General features: G+C 58.6%; 19 protein-coding genes. All 19 read left to right on the forward strand.

The genetic code is table 11. The features are described from left to right. Positions 1-2: 2 nt before the first annotated feature. The 19 genes from hflX to rlmB all read left to right on the forward strand — a co-directional run bounded on the left by hflX (position 3) and on the right by rlmB (position 20,188). Positions 3-1,283, forward strand: coding sequence for a ribosome rescue GTPase HflX (gene hflX / locus ACQUTD_RS16485; RefSeq protein WP_072570269.1), 1,281 nt, complete (start codon positions 3-5; stop codon positions 1,281-1,283). Positions 1,284-1,350: 67 nt separating this feature from the next. Next, the gene (gene hflK, locus ACQUTD_RS16490) at positions 1,351-2,607 is read left to right on the forward strand and encodes an FtsH protease activity modulator HflK (protein WP_072570270.1); all 1,257 of its coding nucleotides are present in this window, start codon (positions 1,351-1,353) and stop codon (positions 2,605-2,607) included. A 2-nt stretch (positions 2,608-2,609) separates the two neighbouring features. Then, positions 2,610-3,614 carry a protease modulator HflC gene (gene hflC, locus ACQUTD_RS16495; protein ID WP_072570271.1) on the forward strand — a complete coding sequence of 335 codons (1,005 nt, stop codon included), beginning with the start codon at positions 2,610-2,612 and terminating at the stop codon, positions 3,612-3,614. 81 nt (positions 3,615-3,695) lie between these two features. Then, the gene (locus tag ACQUTD_RS16500; RefSeq protein WP_072570272.1) at positions 3,696-3,893 is read left to right on the forward strand and encodes a DUF2065 domain-containing protein; all 198 of its coding nucleotides are present in this window, start codon (positions 3,696-3,698) and stop codon (positions 3,891-3,893) included. Positions 3,894-3,995: 102 nt separating this feature from the next. Further along, on the forward strand, positions 3,996-5,294 hold the full coding sequence (locus ACQUTD_RS16505) for an adenylosuccinate synthase (RefSeq protein WP_072570273.1): 1,299 nt from the start codon (positions 3,996-3,998) through the stop codon (positions 5,292-5,294). A 166-nt stretch (positions 5,295-5,460) separates the two neighbouring features. Beyond that, positions 5,461-5,886 carry a nitric oxide-sensing transcriptional repressor NsrR gene (nsrR, locus tag ACQUTD_RS16510; protein WP_072570274.1) on the forward strand — a complete coding sequence of 142 codons (426 nt, stop codon included), beginning with the start codon at positions 5,461-5,463 and terminating at the stop codon, positions 5,884-5,886. A 38-nt stretch (positions 5,887-5,924) separates the two neighbouring features. Then, on the forward strand, positions 5,925-8,393 hold the full coding sequence (gene rnr, locus ACQUTD_RS16515; protein ID WP_473276830.1) for a ribonuclease R: 2,469 nt from the start codon (positions 5,925-5,927) through the stop codon (positions 8,391-8,393). A gap of 176 nt (positions 8,394-8,569) precedes the next feature. Continuing rightward, positions 8,570-9,571 (forward strand): D-cysteate sulfo-lyase, encoded by a 1,002-nt coding sequence (cuyA, locus tag ACQUTD_RS16520; RefSeq protein WP_318376454.1) that lies wholly within the window; start codon positions 8,570-8,572, stop codon positions 9,569-9,571. Then, entirely contained in the window at positions 9,568-10,284 is a 717-nt protein-coding gene (cuyB, locus tag ACQUTD_RS16525) for a cysteate racemase (protein ID WP_321988482.1), read from the forward strand. Before cuyA ends, cuyB begins: the two co-directional genes overlap by 4 nt. Before the next feature lie 90 nt (positions 10,285-10,374). Then, positions 10,375-11,382 carry a taurine ABC transporter substrate-binding protein gene (locus tag ACQUTD_RS16530; RefSeq protein ID WP_083580979.1) on the forward strand — a complete coding sequence of 336 codons (1,008 nt, stop codon included), beginning with the start codon at positions 10,375-10,377 and terminating at the stop codon, positions 11,380-11,382. Continuing rightward, the gene (locus ACQUTD_RS16535) at positions 11,379-12,149 is read left to right on the forward strand and encodes an ABC transporter permease (RefSeq protein WP_072570278.1); all 771 of its coding nucleotides are present in this window, start codon (positions 11,379-11,381) and stop codon (positions 12,147-12,149) included. Before ACQUTD_RS16530 ends, ACQUTD_RS16535 begins: the two co-directional genes overlap by 4 nt. Continuing rightward, positions 12,149-12,928 (forward strand): ABC transporter ATP-binding protein, encoded by a 780-nt coding sequence (locus ACQUTD_RS16540; RefSeq protein ID WP_072570279.1) that lies wholly within the window; start codon positions 12,149-12,151, stop codon positions 12,926-12,928. Before ACQUTD_RS16535 ends, ACQUTD_RS16540 begins: the two co-directional genes overlap by 1 nt. 37 nt (positions 12,929-12,965) lie before the next feature. Next, entirely contained in the window at positions 12,966-14,183 is a 1,218-nt protein-coding gene (locus ACQUTD_RS16545) for an amidohydrolase (protein WP_473276827.1), read from the forward strand. 23 nt (positions 14,184-14,206) lie between these two features. Further along, entirely contained in the window at positions 14,207-15,766 is a 1,560-nt protein-coding gene (locus ACQUTD_RS16550; protein ID WP_473276826.1) for an ABC transporter substrate-binding protein, read from the forward strand. 12 nt (positions 15,767-15,778) lie between these two features. Continuing rightward, on the forward strand, positions 15,779-16,738 hold the full coding sequence (locus ACQUTD_RS16555) for an ABC transporter permease subunit (protein ID WP_473276825.1): 960 nt from the start codon (positions 15,779-15,781) through the stop codon (positions 16,736-16,738). Further along, positions 16,735-17,586 (forward strand): ABC transporter permease subunit, encoded by an 852-nt coding sequence (locus ACQUTD_RS16560; RefSeq protein WP_473276824.1) that lies wholly within the window; start codon positions 16,735-16,737, stop codon positions 17,584-17,586. Before ACQUTD_RS16555 ends, ACQUTD_RS16560 begins: the two co-directional genes overlap by 4 nt. After that, positions 17,579-18,574, forward strand: coding sequence for an oligopeptide/dipeptide ABC transporter ATP-binding protein (locus tag ACQUTD_RS16565; RefSeq protein WP_473276823.1), 996 nt, complete (start codon positions 17,579-17,581; stop codon positions 18,572-18,574). Before ACQUTD_RS16560 ends, ACQUTD_RS16565 begins: the two co-directional genes overlap by 8 nt. Further along, positions 18,571-19,380, forward strand: a complete 810-nt coding sequence (locus tag ACQUTD_RS16570) for an ATP-binding cassette domain-containing protein (RefSeq protein WP_473276822.1) — start codon at positions 18,571-18,573, stop codon at positions 19,378-19,380. Before ACQUTD_RS16565 ends, ACQUTD_RS16570 begins: the two co-directional genes overlap by 4 nt. 76 nt (positions 19,381-19,456) lie before the next feature. Then, positions 19,457-20,188: a 23S rRNA (guanosine(2251)-2'-O)-methyltransferase RlmB gene (rlmB, locus tag ACQUTD_RS16575; protein WP_072570286.1), complete on the forward strand. Its 732-nt coding sequence runs from the start codon at positions 19,457-19,459 to the stop codon at positions 20,186-20,188. Positions 20,189-20,199 lie beyond the last annotated feature (11 nt).

A 20,199-nucleotide genomic window follows, 5' to 3' on the forward strand; every position in this document is an offset into this window, starting at 1 on the left:
GCTTGTTTGACCGTTATGACGCCGGTGAGCAGGCGGTTCTGGTACACATCTATTTTTCGCAAGACAAAGATATGGAAGATCTCCAGGAATTTGAATCCCTGGTCTCTTCAGCTGGTGTCGAAGCAATGCAGGTGGTTACCGGTAGCCGTAAAGCACCGCACCCAAAGTATTTTGTTGGTGAAGGTAAGGCAGTTGAAATAGCGGAAGCCGTAAAGGCAACAGGGGCATCGGTCGTACTTTTTGATCATGCGCTGACCCCTGCTCAGGAACGTAATCTTGAACGGTTATGCGAATGTCGTGTTATTGACCGCACCGGCTTGATTTTAGACATTTTTGCCCAACGTGCACGTACCCATGAAGGTAAGTTGCAGGTTGAGCTGGCGCAGCTGCGCCATATGGCTACGCGTCTGGTGCGTGGCTGGACCCACCTTGAGCGACAGAAAGGCGGGATTGGTTTGCGTGGTCCGGGGGAAACCCAGCTCGAGACCGACCGTCGTTTACTGCGCAATCGTATTATGCAGATCCTCTCGCGGCTTGAAAAAGTTGAAAAGCAGCGTGAGCAGGGACGTCGCTCCCGTCAGAAAGCCGATATTCCGACCGTATCCTTGGTGGGATACACCAACGCCGGCAAATCGACGCTGTTTAACCAGATCACCGAGGCCCAGGTTTACGCCGCAGACCAGCTGTTTGCGACCCTGGATCCGACGCTGCGCCGTATCGACGTGGCGGACGTGGGCGAAACCGTGCTTGCGGATACCGTAGGGTTTATCCGCCATTTGCCACATGACCTGGTGGCCGCGTTTAAAGCCACGTTGCAGGAAACCCGTCAGGCCACGCTGCTGTTGCACGTTGTCGACGCAGCGGATGTCCGCTTGCAGGAAAATATCGCCGCGGTGGATACGGTGCTCGAAGAAATCGACGCGCACGAAATCCCTACGCTGATGGTCATGAATAAAATCGATATGCTCGACAGCTTTGAGCCGCGTATCGATCGTGACGATGAAAATAAACCGATTCGGGTCTGGCTTTCTGCCCAGACCGGCGTCGGCGTACCACTGTTATTCCAGGCGTTAACCGAACGGCTTTCCGGAGAAGTCGCGCAGCACACGTTGCGTCTGCCTCCCGAAGAAGGGCGTTTGCGAAGCCGGTTTCACCAGCTTCAGGCGATAGAAAAAGAGTGGATGGAGGAAGACGGCAGCGTGGGTATGCAGATACGCATGCCGATTATTGACTGGCGTCGACTCTGTAAACAAGAACCGGCATTGGTGGACTACGTGGTCTAACCGGCGTATCACCTGAAGACATTTCCCCTCTGGGGATATCACCGCATAACAAATATGGAGCACAAACATGGCGTGGAATCAGCCCGGTAATAACGGACAAGACCGCGACCCGTGGGGGAGCAGCAATAAGCCCGACGGTAACTCTGGGGGAAATAAAGGCGGTCGCGAACAGGGGCCGCCTGATTTAGATGATATTTTCCGTAAGCTGAGCAAAAAGCTCGGCGGCCTGGGCGGCGGTAAAGGTACCGGTTCAGGCGGCGGAAGTTCCGCGCCAGGCCCTCGCAGTCATATGGGAGGACGTGTGGTCGGTATCGTCGCTGCGGCCGCCGTCATTATCTGGGCTGCCAGCGGTTTCTATACCATTAAAGAAGCCGAGCGCGGTGTGGTCACCCGTTTCGGTAAATTCAGCCATCTGGTGGAGCCGGGCCTTAACTGGAAGCCGACGTTTATTGATAACGTGACGGCGGTAAACGTCGAATCCGTGCGTGAACTGGCGGCTTCCGGCGTGATGCTGACGTCCGACGAAAACGTGGTGCGTGTGGAAATGAACGTGCAGTACCGCGTTACCGATCCGCAGCACTATCTGTTTAGCGTGACCAGCGCGGACGACAGCCTGCGTCAGGCCACCGACAGCGCCCTGCGTGGCGTGATCGGCAAATACACCATGGACCGTATCCTCACCGAAGGCCGTACCGTTATTCGTAGCGATACCCAACGTGAACTGGAAGAGACCATTCGTCCGTACAACATGGGTATCACCCTGCTGGACGTCAACTTCCAGGCCGCGCGTCCGCCGGAAGCCGTACAGGCCGCCTTTGATGATGCGATTGCCGCGCGTGAAAACGAACAGCAATCTATCCGTGAAGCGGAAGCCTACGCGAACGAAGTACAGCCTCGTGCCAACGGTCAGGCCCAGCGTATTCTTGAAGAAGCCCGCGCATACCGCACGCAGACCATCCTGGAAGCCCAGGGTGAAGTGGCGCGTTTTGCCAAACTTCTGCCGGAATATAAAGCCGCACCGGAAATTACCCGTGAACGTCTGTATATCGAAAGCATGGAAAAAGTGCTGAGCCACACCCGCAAAGTGCTGGTTAACGATAAAGGCGGCAACCTGATGGTGCTGCCACTGGACCAAATGCTGAAGGGCGGTAACGCCAGCGGAGCAAAAAATGAGACCAGCGGTGCCAACAATCTGTTGCGCCTGCCGCCTGCCTCAAACTCCGGCAGCAATGCCAGCACCGCACCGACTGCCAGCCAGGGTGACATTATGGACCAACGCCGTGCCAACGCGCAGCGTAACGACTCACAGCGTCAGGGGGAATAACGATGCGTAAGTCTATTATTGCGGTAATTATTATCGTGCTGGTCGTGCTCTATACGTCTATTTTCGTGGTGAAAGAAGGCGAGCGCGGCATTACCATGCGTTTCGGTAAAGTCCTCCGTGACGATGAAAACAAACCGCTGGTCTTTGAGCCGGGTCTGCATTTCAAACTGCCGTTTATCGAAGCCGTAAAAATGCTCGACGCCCGTATCCAGACCATGGACAACCAGGCTGACCGCTTTGTGACTAAAGAGAAGAAAGACCTGATTGTCGACTCTTACATCAAGTGGCGCATCAGCGACTTCAGCCGTTACTACCTGGCAACCGGTGGTGGCGACGTCTCTCAGGCGGAAGTGCTGCTGAAACGTAAGTTCTCTGACCGTCTGCGTTCTGAAATCGGCCGTCTTGATGTGAAAGACATCGTGACTGACTCCCGCGGTCGTCTGACGCTGGAAGTGCGCGATGCCCTGAACTCCGGTTCTGCCGGCACCGAAGATGAAGTGGCCACGCCTGCTGCCGATGACGAAATCGCGAAAGCCGCGAAACGCGTTACGGCGGAAACCAACGGTAAAGTGCCGGTGGTAAACCCGAACAGTATGGCGGCCTTAGGTATTGAAGTGGTCGACGTGCGTATCAAGCAGATCAACCTGCCGAACGAAGTATCGGAAGCGATTTACAACCGTATGCGCGCTGAGCGTGAAGCGGTTGCCCGTCGCCACCGTTCACAGGGCCAGGAAGAAGCGGAGAAGCTGCGCGCGGCTTCCGATTACGAAGTGACCAAGACGCTGGCGGAAGCGGAGCGTGAAGGTCGTATCCTGCGTGGTGAAGGTGATGCCGAAGCGGCTAAACTCTTTGCCGACGCCTTTAGCCAGGATCCTGACTTCTACGCCTTCATCCGTAGCCTGCGTGCTTACGAGAACAGCTTCCAGAGCAACCAGGACGTTATGGTGCTCAGCCCGGACAGCGATTTCTTCCGCTACATGAAGACGCCGGGCAACGCCGTACGCTAACCCCGGTCAGGCTGTTTAATCTGCTAAAAACCACCGTGTTCCTCAGGAGCCGGTGGTTTTCTCATTCAGGGACATTTATAAATGAACACCACCATCTGGCTGGCGCTGGCCCTCGTTCTGGTGCTGGAAGGCCTCGGGCCAATGCTTTATCCTCGTGCATGGCGACGTATGATCGGCGCGCTCATTCAGCTTCCTGATAACATTTTACGGCGTTTTGGCGGCGGTCTAGTGGTTGCTGGCGTCGTTGTCTACTACATGTTGAGGAAAACGATTGGCTGAAGACAAAGCACGCCGGTTTGCCGAAATTAGGCGACAAAAAGTGCTGATTATCAGAAAAAGCGATGGTAGAATCCTTTTTTAAGCAAACGGTGATTTTGAAAAATGGGTAACAACGTCGTCGTACTGGGCACCCAATGGGGTGACGAAGGTAAAGGGAAGATCGTCGATCTCCTGACTGAACGGGCTAAATTTGTTGTACGCTACCAGGGCGGTCACAACGCAGGCCATACTCTCGTAATCAACGGTGAAAAAACCGTTCTCCATCTTATTCCATCAGGTATTCTCCGCGATAACGTCACCAGCATCATTGGTAACGGCGTGGTGCTGTCTCCTGCTGCGTTAATGAAAGAGATGAAAGAACTGGAAGACCGCGGTATCCCGGTTCGCGAGCGTCTGCTGCTGTCTGAAGCCTGCCCGCTGATCCTCGATTATCATGTGGCGCTGGACGTAGCGCGTGAAAAAGCGCGCGGTGCGAAAGCGATCGGCACCACCGGTCGTGGCATCGGTCCGGCCTATGAAGATAAAGTAGCCCGTCGCGGTCTGCGCGTTGGCGACCTGTTCGACAAAGACACCTTCGCTACCAAACTCAAAGAAGTGCTGGAATACCATAACTTCCAGCTGGTTAACTTCTACAAAGTTGACGCTGTTGACTACCAGAAAGTGCTGGACGATGTGATGGCGGTTGCCGACATCCTCACTTCTATGGTGGTGGACGTCTCCGATCTGCTCGACCAGGCGCGTAAACGTGGTGATTTCATCATGTTCGAAGGCGCGCAGGGTACGCTGCTGGATATCGACCACGGTACCTATCCGTATGTAACCTCCTCCAACACCACCGCCGGTGGCGTGGCGACAGGTTCCGGTATCGGTCCGCGCTATGTGGATTACGTGCTCGGCATCATCAAAGCTTACTCCACCCGCGTTGGCGCAGGTCCGTTCCCGACGGAGCTGTTTGACGACATCGGCGAGTTCCTGTGCAAACAGGGTAACGAGTTCGGCGCTACCACCGGCCGTCGCCGTCGTACCGGCTGGCTGGATGCGGTTGCCGTGCGCCGTGCGGTGCAGATCAACTCCCTGTCTGGCTTCTGCCTGACCAAGCTGGACGTGCTGGATGGCCTGAAAGAAGTGAAAATCTGCGTGGCCTACCGTATGCCGGACGGCCGCGAAGTGACCACCACGCCGATGGCTGCCGACGACTGGGAAGGCATCGAGCCGATCTACGAAACCATGCCAGGCTGGTCTGAAACCACCTTCGGCGTGAAAGAGCGTAGCGGCCTGCCGCAGGCTGCGCTGAACTACATTCAGCGTATCGAAGAATTAACGGGCGTACCGATCGATATTATCTCTACCGGTCCTGACCGTTCTGAAACCATGATCCTGCGCGATCCGTTCGACGCATAATCACGCCAGGGGCGCCATCACAGCGCCCCTTGTTTTGCCCTTATTACTTCTTCCCATCACCGTTCATTTCTAAATAAATTAGCAGCCTGACTGGTGGCTGGTTTATCATCAATAGTGTCAATACACCACGGGTGTCCCGCGTTTTTTCTTATTTCCTGAGGTTGATGTGCAGTTAACGAGTTTCACCGATTACGGATTGCGAGCCTTAATCTATATGGCGTCGCTGCCGGAAGGACGAATGACCAGTATTTCTGAAGTGACAGAAGTGTACGGTGTGTCCCGTAATCACATGGTCAAAATCATCAACCAGCTGAGCCGGGCAGGCTACGTCACGGCCGTCAGGGGCAAAAACGGCGGGATCCGGCTGGGTAAGCCAGCCCGTGCTATATGTATAGGTGATGTAGTGCGTGAACTGGAGCCGCTGACGCTGGTCAATTGCAGCAGCGCATTTTGTCATATCACGCCCGCCTGCCGCCTGAAAAAGGCCCTTTCCCAGGCCGTGCAGAGCTTTCTTAAAGAGCTGGACAGCTACACGCTGGCAGACCTGGTTGAAGAGAATCAACCGCTTTATAAATTATTGCTGGTGGAATGACAGACTTTTCCGCCAGAGCTGACAACGGAGGAACCGCAATGTCACAAGATCCTTTCCAGGACCGCGAAGCTGAAAAGTACGCCAACCCTATTCCCAGTCGTGAATTCATTCTCGATCACTTATCCAAACGCGAAAAACCCGCTAACCGCGAAGAACTGGCGGTTGAACTCAATATCGAAGGCGAAGAACAGCTTGAAGGGCTGCGTCGTCGCCTGCGCGCCATGGAGCGCGACGGGCAACTGGTCTTCACCCGCCGCCAGTGCTATGCGCTGCCGGAGCGCCTCGACCTGCTGAAAGGCAAGGTAATCGGTCACCGCGACGGCTTCGGCTTCCTGCGCGTGGAAGGCCGTAAAGACGATCTCTATCTCTCTTCTGAACAGATGAAAATGTGCATGCACGGCGATATCGTGCTGGCGCAGCCGCTCGGCGCTGACCGTAAAGGTCGCCGCGAAGCGCGTATTGTGCGCGTGCTGGAGCCGCGTACCGGGCAGATCGTCGGCCGCTACTTCACCGATGCCGGTGTGGGCTTTGTGGTGCCGGATGACAGCCGCCTGAGCTTCGACATCCTTGTGCCGCCGGAAGAAGTCATGGGCGCGCGCATGGGCTTCGTGGTGGTGGTTGAACTCACCCAGCGTCCGACCCGCCGCACCAAAGCCATTGGTAAAATTGTTGAAGTACTGGGCGATAACATGGGCACCAGCATGGCTGTCGACATGGCGCTGCGCACCCACGAAATCCCTTACGTCTGGCCAAAAGCGGTGGAAGACGAGATCGCCAGCCTCAGCGAACAGGTGCCGGAAGCGGCGAAATCAGGCCGCGTTGACCTGCGTAACCTGCCGCTGGTCACCATTGACGGCGAAGACGCCCGCGACTTCGACGATGCGGTTTACTGCGAGAAAAAACGCGGTGGCGGCTGGCGTCTGTGGGTGGCCATTGCCGACGTCAGCTACTACGTGCGCCCTGGCACCGCGCTGGACGACGAAGCGCACAACCGCGGCACCTCGGTCTACTTCCCGTCGCAGGTCGTGCCTATGCTGCCGGAAGTGCTTTCTAACGGCCTGTGCTCGCTCAACCCGCAGGTTGACCGCCTCTGTATGGTCTGCGAGATGACCATCTCCACCAAAGGGCGCTTAACCGGCTACAAATTCTATGAAGCGGTGATGAGCTCCCACGCGCGTCTGACCTACACCAAGGTCTGGCATATGCTGGAAGGCGACCAGGAACTGCGTCAGCAGTACGCCCCGCTGGTCAAACACATCGAAGAACTGCACAACCTCTACAAAACCCTGAACCAGGCGCGTGAAGAGCGCGGCGGCATCTCTTTCGAGAGCGAAGAAGCCAAATTCATCTTCAACGCGGAACGCCGTATTGAGCGCATCGAGCTGACCGAGCGTAACGACGCCCACAAGCTGATCGAAGAGTGCATGATCCTCGCCAACATCTCGGCGGCGCGTTTTGTCGAGAAAGCGAAAGAACCGGCGCTGTTCCGTATCCACGATCGTCCGACTAACGAAGCCATCACCTCCTTCCGTTCGGTACTGGCGGAGCTGGGCCTGGAGCTGCCGGGCGGCAGTAAGCCGGAACCGGGCGATTACGCGGCGCTGCTGGAGTCCATCGCCGATCGTCCCGATCACGAAATGCTGCAAACCATGCTGCTGCGCTCCATGAAACAGGCGATTTACGATCCGGAAAACCGCGGTCACTTTGGTCTGGCGCTGCAACAGTATGCGCACTTTACCTCGCCGATCCGTCGTTATCCTGACCTCTCGCTGCACCGCGCCATCAAATACCTGCTGGCGAAAGAGCAGGGGCATGAAGGCGACAGCACCGAAACCGGCGGCTGGCACTACAGTGTGGAAGCGATGCTGCAACTCGGTCAGCACTGTTCTATGGCCGAACGTCGCGCCGATGAAGCCACGCGTGACGTCGCCGACTGGCTGAAGTGCGACTTTATGCAGGATCAGGTGGGCAACACCTTCTCCGGGGTGATTGCCAGCGTCACCGGCTTTGGTTTCTTCGTGCGTCTGAACGAGCTGTTCATCGACGGTCTGGTGCACGTGTCCTCCCTCGACAACGACTACTACCGTTTCGACCAGGTTGGTCAGCGTCTGATCGGCGAATCCGGCGGCCAGACCTATCGCCTGGGCGACCGTGTGGAAGTGCGTGTGGAAGCGGTCAGCATGGACGAGCGTAAAATCGACTTCACGCTGATCTCCAGCGAACGCGCGCCGCGTAACGTCGGCAAAACCGAACGCGAAAAAGCCAAAAAAGGCGCGCCGGGACGTAATGCCAGCCGTCGTCGTCAGGCGGGCAAAAAAGTAAACTTCGAGCCGGATAGCGCATTCCGTGGCGAAAAAGGCAAATCAAAAGCCAAAGCCAAAAACCCGGACAGCGCGCAGCCGAAAGCGAAGAAAGAGAAAAAGCCAAAGGCGCCTTCTGCGAAAACGCAAAAAATCGCGGCGGCGACCAAAGCAAAGCGCGCAGCGAAAAAGAAAGTCGCTGAGTAACGCAGCTTCTGCGCAATAAATAAAAGCCTCTTATAATAAGGGGCTTTTTTTATTTTCGCGGTTAGTTAATTTTCAGCAATAGATATTTATTATTTGTCATTAGGCTCAAAGCCCGGCGGTGTAGAGTAGCTCAATAATTATTATTTTGCTGATGAGCAAATACTCAAGGAGCTACTATGCATCTGGCCCGTTTTCCGCGCCTCTCGTTAGGTCATTTCCCCACGCCGCTCGAACCTTTAGATAATCTGAGTAAATTACTGGGCGGACCGAAAATATGGATCAAGCGCGATGACGCCACCGGACTTGCCACCGGGGGAAATAAAACACGCAAACTGGAATTTTTGCTGGCCGACGCGCTGCAAAAAAACGCCGATGTGATTATTACCCAGGGCGCAACCCAGTCGAATCACGTGCGTCAGACTATTGCCGGCGCGGCAAAATTAGGCTTACCGGCGAAAGTGCTGCTCGAAAAGCGCGTCACCGATTTCGGCGAAGATTACCAGCGATCCGGTAACGTTTTGCTTGATGAACTGCTCGGCGGCGAGATAGTCGCCCATCTGCCGGGCGGCACCGACATGCAGCAGGCGATGGACGACTATGCCGCCAGGCTGCGCGAACAGGGCTTTAACCCTTATGTCATCCCCGGCGGCGGCTCTAACCCCATAGGCGCGCTGGGCTACGTGGCCTGTGCCGAGGAGCTGCTTTACCAGTCCTCCCAATTACGCTTACGCATCGATCACGTGGTGCACGCCACCGGCAGCACCGGCACCCAGGCGGGCCTTGTCGCCGGATTTACTGCGACCAATAGCCATGTGCCCGTGCTCGGCATCAGCGTGCGCGCGCCGAAAGAGAAGCAGGAAGAGAACGTATGGAACCTGGCCTCCCGCACCCTTGCGCTGCTGGGTGTGGCGGGCGAGCTGCCGCGTAACCGGGTGGTTGCCAACAGCGATTACGTGGGCGACGGCTACGGTTTACCTACTGACGGCATGACAGAAGCGCTGCGCCTGCTGGCACGTCACGAAGGCATTCTGCTGGATCCGGTCTATTCCGGGAAAGGCTTTGCCGGGCTGGTGGATCTGATCCGCAACGGTCATTTCCGCCAGGACGAAAACGTGGTGTTTATCCACACCGGCGGTTCGGCGGGGCTGTTTGGTTATCGTCAGGTGCTGGAAAAATGACACCCTTCCTGCTCGGCGTGCTGGGCGGCATGGGGCCGCTGGCCACGGTAGATTTTATGGCAAAGCTGCTGGAGGCCACGCCTGCGCAGCGCGATCAGCAGCAGATCCCGGTGCTGGCGTGGAACGTGCCGCAGATCGCCGACCGGCAACAGGCGCTGGCGGGCACCGGCCCGTCGCCCTTGCCGCAGTTGCTCAACGGTATCAACACTTTAAACGCCGCAGGGGCGAGCCACATCGCCATCCCCTGTAACACCGCCCATCACTGGTTTGCGGCATTGCAGGCGGCAAGCGCCGCGCCGCTGGTGCATATCGTTGAGGCCACCCTCACGCAGATCCGCCCTGAGCACGCTACGCGCGTTGGAGTGATCGCCACCAAAGGCACGCTCGACGCGGGCTGGTATCAGCAGGGGCTGCGCCGTCTGGGCATCACGCCGGTGCTGCCCGACACTCATGAGCTGGAAACGCTGTTTGTACCGGGCTGCTACGCGGTTAAACGTGGTGCGCTGCGTGAAGGCGGCGAGTTACTGGCGCGCCAGGCGCAGGCGCTGGTTGAACGCGGGGCGCAGCAATTAATCCTCGCCTGCACCGAAGTGCCGGTCGCCCTGAAGGCCATTGACTCCCCCTTTCTTTCCCACGCCGTCGATCCGGCGCAGGCGCTGGCGGAGCGCTGTTCCGCCCTCTGGCAGGATTATCGCCATTCCTGTTGTGAATAAATGCTTAGCAATAATCCGTATAAATAAATCAACGCCGGCTGAATATACTGGTCGGGCGCTAAATAATTAATTTCCTCACAGGATAATAAAATGAAAAAAAGTCTCTGCTTATTACTGGCAGCGGGTAGCTTATGGTCGCAGATTTCTTTTGCCGCCACGCCGGAAGAAGTCCGTATTGCTTATAGCGGCGGTTCGCAGGTATTAATGCTGGCAAAAGCCGATGGTTCTCTGGATAAAGCGTTAAACAGCAAAGTGAAATGGGTGCAATTTGCTTCCGGAGCCGATGCATTAACCTATTTCGCCAGTAATGCTATTGATATTGCCAATTTTGGCTCCAGCCCGGCGACGGCGGGTATTGTGCGTAAATTACCGGTGGAAATAATCGGCGTGTCCGGCGTGATCGCCAGCTACGAACGCTTAATCGGCAAAGAGGGCATCACCCGCATTAATGATATTGAAGGCAAACGTGTGGGCTATCCGCCAAACTCCACCGCGCAATATGCGCTGGAGGCGGCGATCAGCGTCAACAAACTCGACCGCAGTAAAATTACCCTGTTGCCACTGCGTCCGGCGGAAATGGTTGCCGCATGGAAGCGGGGCGATATTGACGCGGGCTACGTCTGGGCGCCCTTCGCCCAGGAGCTGGAGTCAGCTGGCGGGCACCAGGTGTTCGCCACCAAAGATCTGCAACAGGCGGGCTACCTGATCTACAACAACTATGTGGTGCGTAAAGCCTTTGCCGAACAGTACCCGGAGGTGGTCAGCGCCTTCCTGCGCGTGCATCAGGAAAAGGTCAATGAGTTCAAAAAAGATCCTGAACGTGCCGCCGCCATCGTGGCGAAAGAAGTGGGCGCGCCTGTGACCACCGCCGCCAATACGCTGGGCGGTCTGGAATACCCGACGCTGAGCGAACAGGGCACCGCCGCCTGGCTGGGCGACGGTACGCACAGCACCGACAGCGGCATCGGCAAAGCGCTGACCAAAACCTCAAACTTCCTCGCCGGAATTGGCGAGATCCGCAAGCGTGACATCCCCGCGAACTGGGACGCGGCCATCAACTCCCGTTACCTTCGCGATGCGGCGGTGAACGCAAAATGAGAGTAAGTCAGCACATCGCCATCAGCGTGCTGTCGGTGGCGATCTTTTTTATCCTCTGGCAGGTGGCGGCGACCCGGCAATGGGTGGATCCGCTGCTGCTGCCGTCGCTGACGGACATCGGTCTGACCACGGAAGAGCTGCTGGCTGACGGTTACCGGCAGGTTCCGCTCTGGCAGCATATCGTCGTCAGTCTCGCGCGGGCGCTCAGCGCCTTTGCGGTGGCGATTGTGATCGGTATTCCGCTCGGCCTGTTGATGGGCCTGTCCGACGGGCTGGCGGCAGTGCTTAACCCCTTCGTGCAGTTTCTGCGTCCGCTGCCGAAAATCGCGCTGATCCCGCTGGCGGTGGTATGGCTCGGCATCGGTGAAAGCTCGAAATTCTTTCTGATTTTCATCGCCACCTTCCTCAGCGTGGTGGTGGGGGCCAGCGCGGCGGTGGAGCGCATTGGTCGCTCGCGCATTCGCGTGGCGCAGACCCTCGGCGCTTCCCGACAACAAATTTTCCTGCGCGTGGTGTTGCCGGACGCGCTGCCGGATCTGTTTACCACCGTCAGGCTGTCGATTGGCATTGGCTGGACGTCGCTGATCGCCGCCGAAATGGTCGCCGCCAGCTCTGGTCTGGGCTGGATGGTGATCAACGCCAGCTCTTACTTACGCACCGATATCGTCATGCTGGGCATCCTGCTGCTCGGCGGCATTGGCTATCTCCTTGATTTACTTATCCTCGGCCTGCAACGCGTGTTTGTGCCCTGGGCAGGAAAAGAATAATGACTATACAGATTGCGCTGGAGCAGGTGTCCCTGCAATTTGCGGCGAAACCGCATCCCTTTACCGTGCTGGAAGACGTCTCCCTGTCGCTTGCGAAGGGCGAATTTGTGGTGCTGTTGGGGCCGTCGGGCTGCGGCAAATCCACCATTCTTAATCTTGTGGCCGGCTTTACCCGGCCTGACCGCGGGCGGGTTCTGAGCGGCGGCGAGCCGGTACGCAAGCCCGGGCCTTCCCGCGGGATGATTTTCCAGCAGCCGAATCTGTTCCCCTGGCTGTCGGTGCTGGATAACGTCACCTTTGGCCCGCGCCTCGGCAGCCACCGCAAAGACGACGTGAACGCGAAGGCGCTGGACTGGCTGGCCCGCGTCGGGCTGAAAGGCTTTGAACATCACGCCCCCTGGCAGTTGTCGGGCGGCATGAAACAGCGCGTGGCGCTGGCGCGCGCCTGGCTGCCGGAACCGGAAGTGCTGCTGCTTGACGAGCCGTTCGGCGCGCTCGACGCCCAGACGCGCCTGATGATGCAGGAATTGCTGCGCAACGCCTGGCTGGAAACGGACACCACGCTGTTATTTGTCACCCACGACGTGGAAGAAGCGCTGTTCCTCGCCGATCGCATTCTGATCATGTCGGCAAAACCCGGCAAGATCGTGGAAGAAATTGTCAGTCCCTTCGGTCGCGAGCGCGACATTGAATCCCTGGTGGAACACCCGCGCTACGGCGAAATCAAGCATCACGTTCTGCATCGCGTCCGTCAGGAGGCAAAGCGTCATCTGAGTTAACCCCTTCATCAACCGACATCACAAAAAGGTGGAAGCAATGAGCAATAGCGAGTTAACCGCACGACTGGAACAGAGCCTTAATCAACACCGCGACGAGTACATCGCCATCTCAAAAGATATTCATGCGCACCCGGAAACCGGCAACAATGAATATTACGCCAGCGGCCTGCTGACGGCGCTGCTGGCGAAAAATGGCTTTACCGTCACGGCCAACGTCGCCGGTCACGAAACCGCCTTCTATGCGGTAAAAGAGAGCGGCAGGCCGGGGCCGACCATTGCTTATCTCGCCGAATTTGATGCGCTGATCGATATCGGCCACGCCTGTGGACATAACATCATCGGCGTTTCCAGCATCGCCGCCGCCATTGCCCTGAGCCAGACGCTGGATAAAACCGACGGCAAAGTCGTGGTGCTGGGCACGCCTGCGGAAGAGGGCGGGCTGCGTGGTAAAGGCGGACCGAATGGCAACGTGAAAGCCCGCTTCGTTGAGCACGGATTCCTGCGGGATGTAGACGCGGCGATGATGGTGCATCCGGGCGGCAGAACGCGTCTGACCGGGCCATTCCTCGCCAATAACCACCTCTACTTCCACTTTTATGGAAAACCCTCCCATGCGGGCAGCTCGCCGCACAAAGGGGTCAACGCGCTGGACGCGCTGGTGCTGCTCTATAACGGCATCAGCGTGCTGCGCCAGCAACTGCCGGACGGTGTGCGCGTCCATGGCATCATCACTAATGGCGGCCAGGCACCGAACGTGATCCCTGAATACGCCTCGGCGCATTTTTATATCCGCGCGGAAAGCCGTGAGGCCGTTGAAGCGCTGGAGCCACGCATCCGGGCGATTGCCGAGGGCGCTGCGCTGGCGACCGGCGCAACAGTAAAAATTGAACATCAGGTCGGCCCGCGGGATTTCAACATCAATGACACGCTGAATAACCTGTTTCTTGAGGAGTTCACGGCAGTGGGCGAACCGGTCGATCTCAGCGCCAAAGAGGGCAAAGGATCGACGGACGTCGGCGACATCAGCCATGCAGTGCCCACTGCGCATCCGTCCATCAAGATTGGCCCGGACGATTTGATCGGCCACACGGTCGCCTTCCGCGAAGCCGCCAACTCTGAAAAAGGGTACGAAGCCTTAATCACCGGGGCGCTGGTGCTGGCGCGCGCCGGGTTGCGGCTGCTCACCGAGCCTGCGCTGCTTCAGGCGGCGAAGGATGAATTTGCCGGACGACCTACCACCTCAAACGCGGCCTGATCGCCACCGGAGCCAGAAAAACAATGAAAATGACATTCTCTGCCGCCGCACTGCTGCTGGCGGCGGCTTTACCCTGGGGAAGCGCACTGGCCGAAGCCGTGAACCGTAATGCGACGCTGAACATCGCCTATGGTAACCGGCCCGGCACCCTCGATCCGTATCTCACCACCAATAACGCCACCTCTGATGTGGATCGCCATATCTTTGAAGAGCTGTTCACCATCAACGATAAGTTTGAGCCGGTGCCGGATCTGGTGGCGTCCTATACGCTGAGTGACGATCGCAAAACCTACACCTTCGTGCTGCGCGACGACGTGAAGTTCCACGATGGTCAGCCGCTCACCGCCGATGACGTGGTGGCTTCCATGACGCGCTGGCTGGCGGTATCGACGCAGGGTAAAGCTAACCTGCCGGGGGCGCAGTTCAGCAAGGTGGACGACAAAACCGTGCGCCTCACGCTGCCGGAGCCTTCGCTGATCGCCCTCAACGTGCTGGCGGACGTGAAAAACATCGCCGCCATCATGCCCAAGCGCCTGATCGACCAGGCCAACAGCAGCAAAAAACCGGTCACCGAGCTTATCGGTACCGGGCCATACAAACTCGCGGAGTTTAAACAGGGCGAGTATTTACATCTGACGCGCTATGACGGCTTTATGTCGCGCAAAGAGCCGTCCAGCGGACTTTCCGGCGCTAAGCCAGCCAACGTAAAAGACATCTGGTTCCGCTATATCACCGATGAGTCCACGCGGCTGGCCGGAGCGATGACCGGCGAATACGACATTGTGTTTAACCTGCCGAAAGACAATATCGATGCCCTTACCAACGCGCCGGATCTGAGCCTGGCGCGGCCCGAAAGCGGCGGTTCGCTGATCACCTATCTGTTCAACAAACAGCAAGGGCCGTTCGCTGACCTAAAGCTTAGACAGGCGTTTAACCTTGCGCTCGACGTGCACCAGACGCTGCTGGCGGGCTACAGCGATCCGCGTTTCTTTAAAGAAGATCCGTCGCTGGGATTCCCGAATCAGGTGGACTGGTACAGCGAGGCGGGCAAGCCATTCTGGAACCAGCATAAACTCGAGGAGGCTCGCGAACTGGTTAAAGAATCCGGTTATAAGGGCGAAGAAGTGGTGATTATCGCCACCAAAGAGTATGCAGAGCTGTATAACCTGGCGATTGTCGCCCAGCAGGTGCTGAAACAGATCGGCGTCAAATCCCGGCTGGACGTCTACGACTGGCCGACGGTGCTGCAACGCCGTCAGGATCCGAAGAACTTCGATCTGTGCGCGCTGGAGTTCTCCATGCGTCAGGTGCTGCACCAGTATCCCTTCCTCGACTCCCGGGCGAAGTTTCCGGGTCTGAGCAACAGCCCGGAAATCGATGCGGCGCTTGATGGCATCAAGCAGGCGGCATCGCTGAAAGAAGCGCGGCCACTGGTGGATAAACTGAACGTGCTGACCTGGCAGTATCTGCCGGTTATCGTGCTTGGTCACACCACGCCGGAGCCGGTCGCCCTGAAGAAAAACGTGCACGGCTACCATGATCTGATTGGGCCGGTGCTGTGGAATGTTACCGTCACGCCGTAACCGGAGACGTCTATGAAGTGGTTCTTGTTTCACCGGCTGATGGCGCTGCTGCCCGTGCTGCTGGTGGTATCGCTGGTGGTGTTTTGCCTGGTGCATCTTGCGCCGGGCGATCCGGTGCTGGTGATCCTCGGCAATGACGCCAGCCCGCAGGACATTGCCGCGCTGCGCCAGCAGATGGGGCTGGATCAGCCGCTGCTGATGCAATTTGTGCGCTGGGCGGGGGCGGTGTTGTCCGGCGATCTGGGCCACTCGCTGTTTCTCAATGCCAGCGTCAGCGAGCTGTTTTTACAGCATCTCACCCCGACGCTGGCCCTTGCGCTGTACGCGCAGCTGATTGCGCTGGTGCTGGGGCTGGGGAGCGGGGCGATCAGCGCCTGGCAGCATGGCGGCATGGCCGACCGGATCATTCGCGCGCTGGCTACCTTCGGCATGTCGGTACCGGGCTTTCTGCTCGGCCTGTTCCTGATCTTCTTTTTCGCCGTGCAGCTGCGCTGGTTTCCGGTGGTGGGCTATCGCTCCACCAACGAAAACGGGCTGCAAAATCTCTGGTATCTGACGCTGCCCGCCATTGCGCTCGGTTTTCGTATTGCCGCGCTGATCTCACGCATGACCCGCGCGGTAATGCTCGACGTGCTGCAGGAGAATTTTATTCATACCGCCCGCGCCAAAGGCGTGCCCGAGCGCATGGTGCTGCTGCGCCATACGCTGAAAAACGCCCTGATCCCGGTGCTGACCATCTGCGGGGAATCCTTCGCCTCGCTGGTCACCGGCACCATCGTCATCGAAAGCGTATTCGGCATTCCCGGCGTCGGCTCGCTGGTGGTGGACTCCATCGAGCGGCGGGATTTCACGGTGATCCAGGGCGTGGTGCTGCTGATCACCGTCTGTTACGTGCTGATTAACCTGGCGGTGGATGTGCTCAGCTATATGGTCGATCCACGCCTGTCCATCGAGGGGAGTGAAAGCGCATGACGCCAAACAAACTCTGGCTATGGTGCGGCGTGCTGGCGGGCATTGTGCTGCTCTCGGTGTGCGGCACCTTTTTCAGCCCTTACGATCCTTATGCTATCGATCCGCTCAGCCGCCTGAAGGCCCCCGGCGCGGCGCACTGGTTTGGCACCGATAACTTTGGCCGCGATCTGTTTGTGCGCGTGGCGCTGGCGGTGCGGGTATCGTTTTCCGTCGGGGCGGCGGTGGCGGTAATAGCCGGGGCGATCGGCATGCTGACCGGGCTGCTCTGCGCCTGGTATCGCCCGGTGGATCGCATTCTGATGCGCGTCTGCGACGGGCTGTTCGCCTTTCCGTCGTTGCTGCTGGCTATCGCCATTGTCGGCGTGCTGGGGCCGAACATCGCTAACGTTGTGCTGGCGCTGTCGCTGGTATACGTGCCGTCCATTGCGCGGGTGATCCGCGGCGCGGCGCTGGTTATCAAAGAGAAAAATTTCATTGAAGCCCTGCGCGCGCAGGGGGCCTCCCCGGCGCGCATTATCTGGCTACATCTGCTGCCGAACGTGCTGTCGCCGCTGATTGTGCAGGTCACCTGGGTGTTCTCAGTGGCTATTCTGACCGAGGCCGCGCTGAGCTTTTTAGGATCCGGCGTGCCTGCGCCCACGCCCAGCCTCGGCAATCTGTTGCTGGAAGGAAAAGCAGTGATCTTTACCGCCTGGTGGATGACCTTTTTTCCCGGCATCGCCATTGTGCTGCTGATCCTCGCGCTGAATATTATCGGCGACGACCTGCGCGACAGCGCCGAGCCGGGGCTGAAACCGCTGCCGCAGCATGTCCTGCGCCTGCTGAAAAAAGGGGAGCAACATGGTTAATCCGCCGCCGCTGTTAAGCGTCAAAGATTTGCGGGTGAATTTCGCCACGCCGCAGGGCGTGGTGGCCCCGGTGCGCGGCGTCTCCTTTACCGTGCATCATCATGAAACGCTGGGCATCATCGGTGAATCCGGCTGCGGGAAAAGCGTCACCGCGCAGGCGCTGATGGGGCTATTGTCCCCGCGCACCAGCCGCACTGAAGGTGAAATCGCCCTCGGCGGCCAACGCCTCGACACGCTCCCGGCAACGGCACGCCGCCAGCGCAGCGGCGGCGAGATGGCGATGATTTTCCAGGATCCGCTCTCCAGCCTGAACCCGGTGCTGACTATCGGCTTTCAGATTGAAGAAAGCCTGAAGCTGCATACCGCGTTAAACCGGGCGCAGCGCCAGCAAAAACGGCTGCGCCTGCTGGAGCAGGTGGGCATTGCTGATGCCGCCCGCTGCGTCAACGCCTGGCCCCATGAGCTTTCCGGCGGCATGCGCCAGCGGGTGATGATCGCCATGGCGATCGCCAGTGCTCCGTCGCTGCTGATTGCCGATGAGCCGACCACCGCGCTGGACGCCACTATCCAGGCGCAAATCCTGCAACTGCTGGACGACATCAAACAGCAGAGCGGAATGGGGATCATCTTTATCACCCACGACCTGAGCGTGGTGGCGCGGCTGTGTCAGCGCGTGGTGGTGCTCTACGCCGGGCAGGTGGTGGAAGAAACAGACGTGATGACGCTGTTTGAAAATCCCCGCCATCCCTATACCCGTGCGCTGCTGGCGGCGCGGCCCTCGCTGTCCCACACGCCAAAGACGCGGCTGGAGGAGATCCGCGGCAGCGTCCCGGCGCTGGATGCGCTGCCGGGCGGCTGTACCTTTGCCGATCGCTGTCCGCTGGCGACCGCCATCTGTCGCGCACAGCCGCCGCAGCTGCGCCCGCTCGGCGGTCACGGTCATCAGGTGCGCTGCTGGCGCGCAGAAGAAACGGGAGTCATGCCATGAATCAGCCGTTGCTGAACGTACAGCATCTGTCCAAAACCTTTACCCGTCGCGGGCATAGCGTGCAGGCGGTGCAGGACGTCAGTTTTAACATCCATGCCGGGGAAACCTACGCGCTGGTCGGCGAATCCGGCAGCGGTAAAAGCACCACCGGGCGCACCCTTCTCGGTTTAACCCCGGCCTCCGGCGGGCGGGTGGATTTCAACGGCCAGTCGCTGCTGGATCTCAGTGCCGCCGGATGGCGCAGCGTGCGCAAAGACATTCAGATGATCTTCCAGGATCCGCTCTCCACGCTCGATCCAAAGCGCACCATTGGCTACAGCATTGAGGAACCATTGATCATTCACGGCGAACGCGATGCGCAGCGTCGTAAAAAAGCGGTGGCGGCGATGCTGGAACAGGTCGGTCTGCGGGCGCAGGATGCCGGACGTTATCCGCAGGCGTTTTCAGGCGGACAGCGCCAGCGTATCGGCATCGCGCGGGCGCTGATCCTGCGTCCGAAGCTGATCATCTGCGATGAACCGGTGTCGGCGCTGGACGTTTCCATTCAGTCGCAGGTGCTGAATCTGCTGATGGATTTGCAGCGCGACTATGGCCTCGCCTACCTGTTTATCTCTCACGATCTCAATGTGGTGCGTCACGTGGCGGATCGGGTAGGCGTGATGTATCGCGGACAGCTGGTGGAAGAGGCGACCAGCGCGCAGCTTTTTGCCCATCCGCAGCATGACTACACGCGCTGGCTGCTGTCGGCGATACTGCCTGCGCATCCCGCAGAAAAAAACCGGCTTCCTGCGGCGGTGAATGCGTAACGGGGAAGGACGTCCGGGGGCGTCGTGGGTTATAATGGGCGGGAAACACCCTTTTAACCTCTACTGAGTACCCTTCATGAGTGAAATGATTTATGGCATCCACGCGGTGCAGGCACTGCTGGAACGCGCCCCTGAGCGCTTTCAGGAAGTGTTTATTCTGAAAGGACGCGAAGATAAGCGCCTGATGCCGCTGATCCATGCGCTGGAAGCGCAGGGCGTTCCGGTTCAGGTGGCCTCCCGTCAGTTTCTGGACGAGAAAAGCGAAGGCGCGGTACACCAGGGGATCATTGCGCGCGTGAAGCCGGGTCGTCAGTATCAGGAAAACGATCTGCCGGATCTGATCGCAAGCCTGGATAAGCCATTCTTCCTGATCCTTGATGGCGTCACCGATCCGCACAACCTCGGGGCCTGCCTGCGCAGCGCCGATGCGGCGGGCGTCCATGCGGTGATCGTGCCGAAAGACCGCTCTGCGCAGCTGAACGCGACGGCGAAAAAAGTCGCCTGCGGCGCGGCAGAAAACGTGCCGCTGATCCGCGTCACCAACCTGGCGCGCACCATGCGCGTATTGCAGGAAGAAAATATCTGGATCGTCGGCACGGCGGGCGAAGCGGACCACACCCTGTTCCAGAGCAAAATGACCGGCGCGATGGCGCTGGTGATGGGCGCGGAGGGCGAAGGTATGCGCCGTCTGACCCGCGAGCATTGCGATGAGCTGATCAGCATTCCGATGGCGGGCAGCGTCTCCTCGCTGAACGTGTCGGTGGCGACCGGCATCTGCCTGTTCGAAGCGGTACGCCAGCGCGGTTAACTGTCTGCGAA

The sequence above is a fragment of the Enterobacter sp. K510 genome, assembly GCF_055804875.1.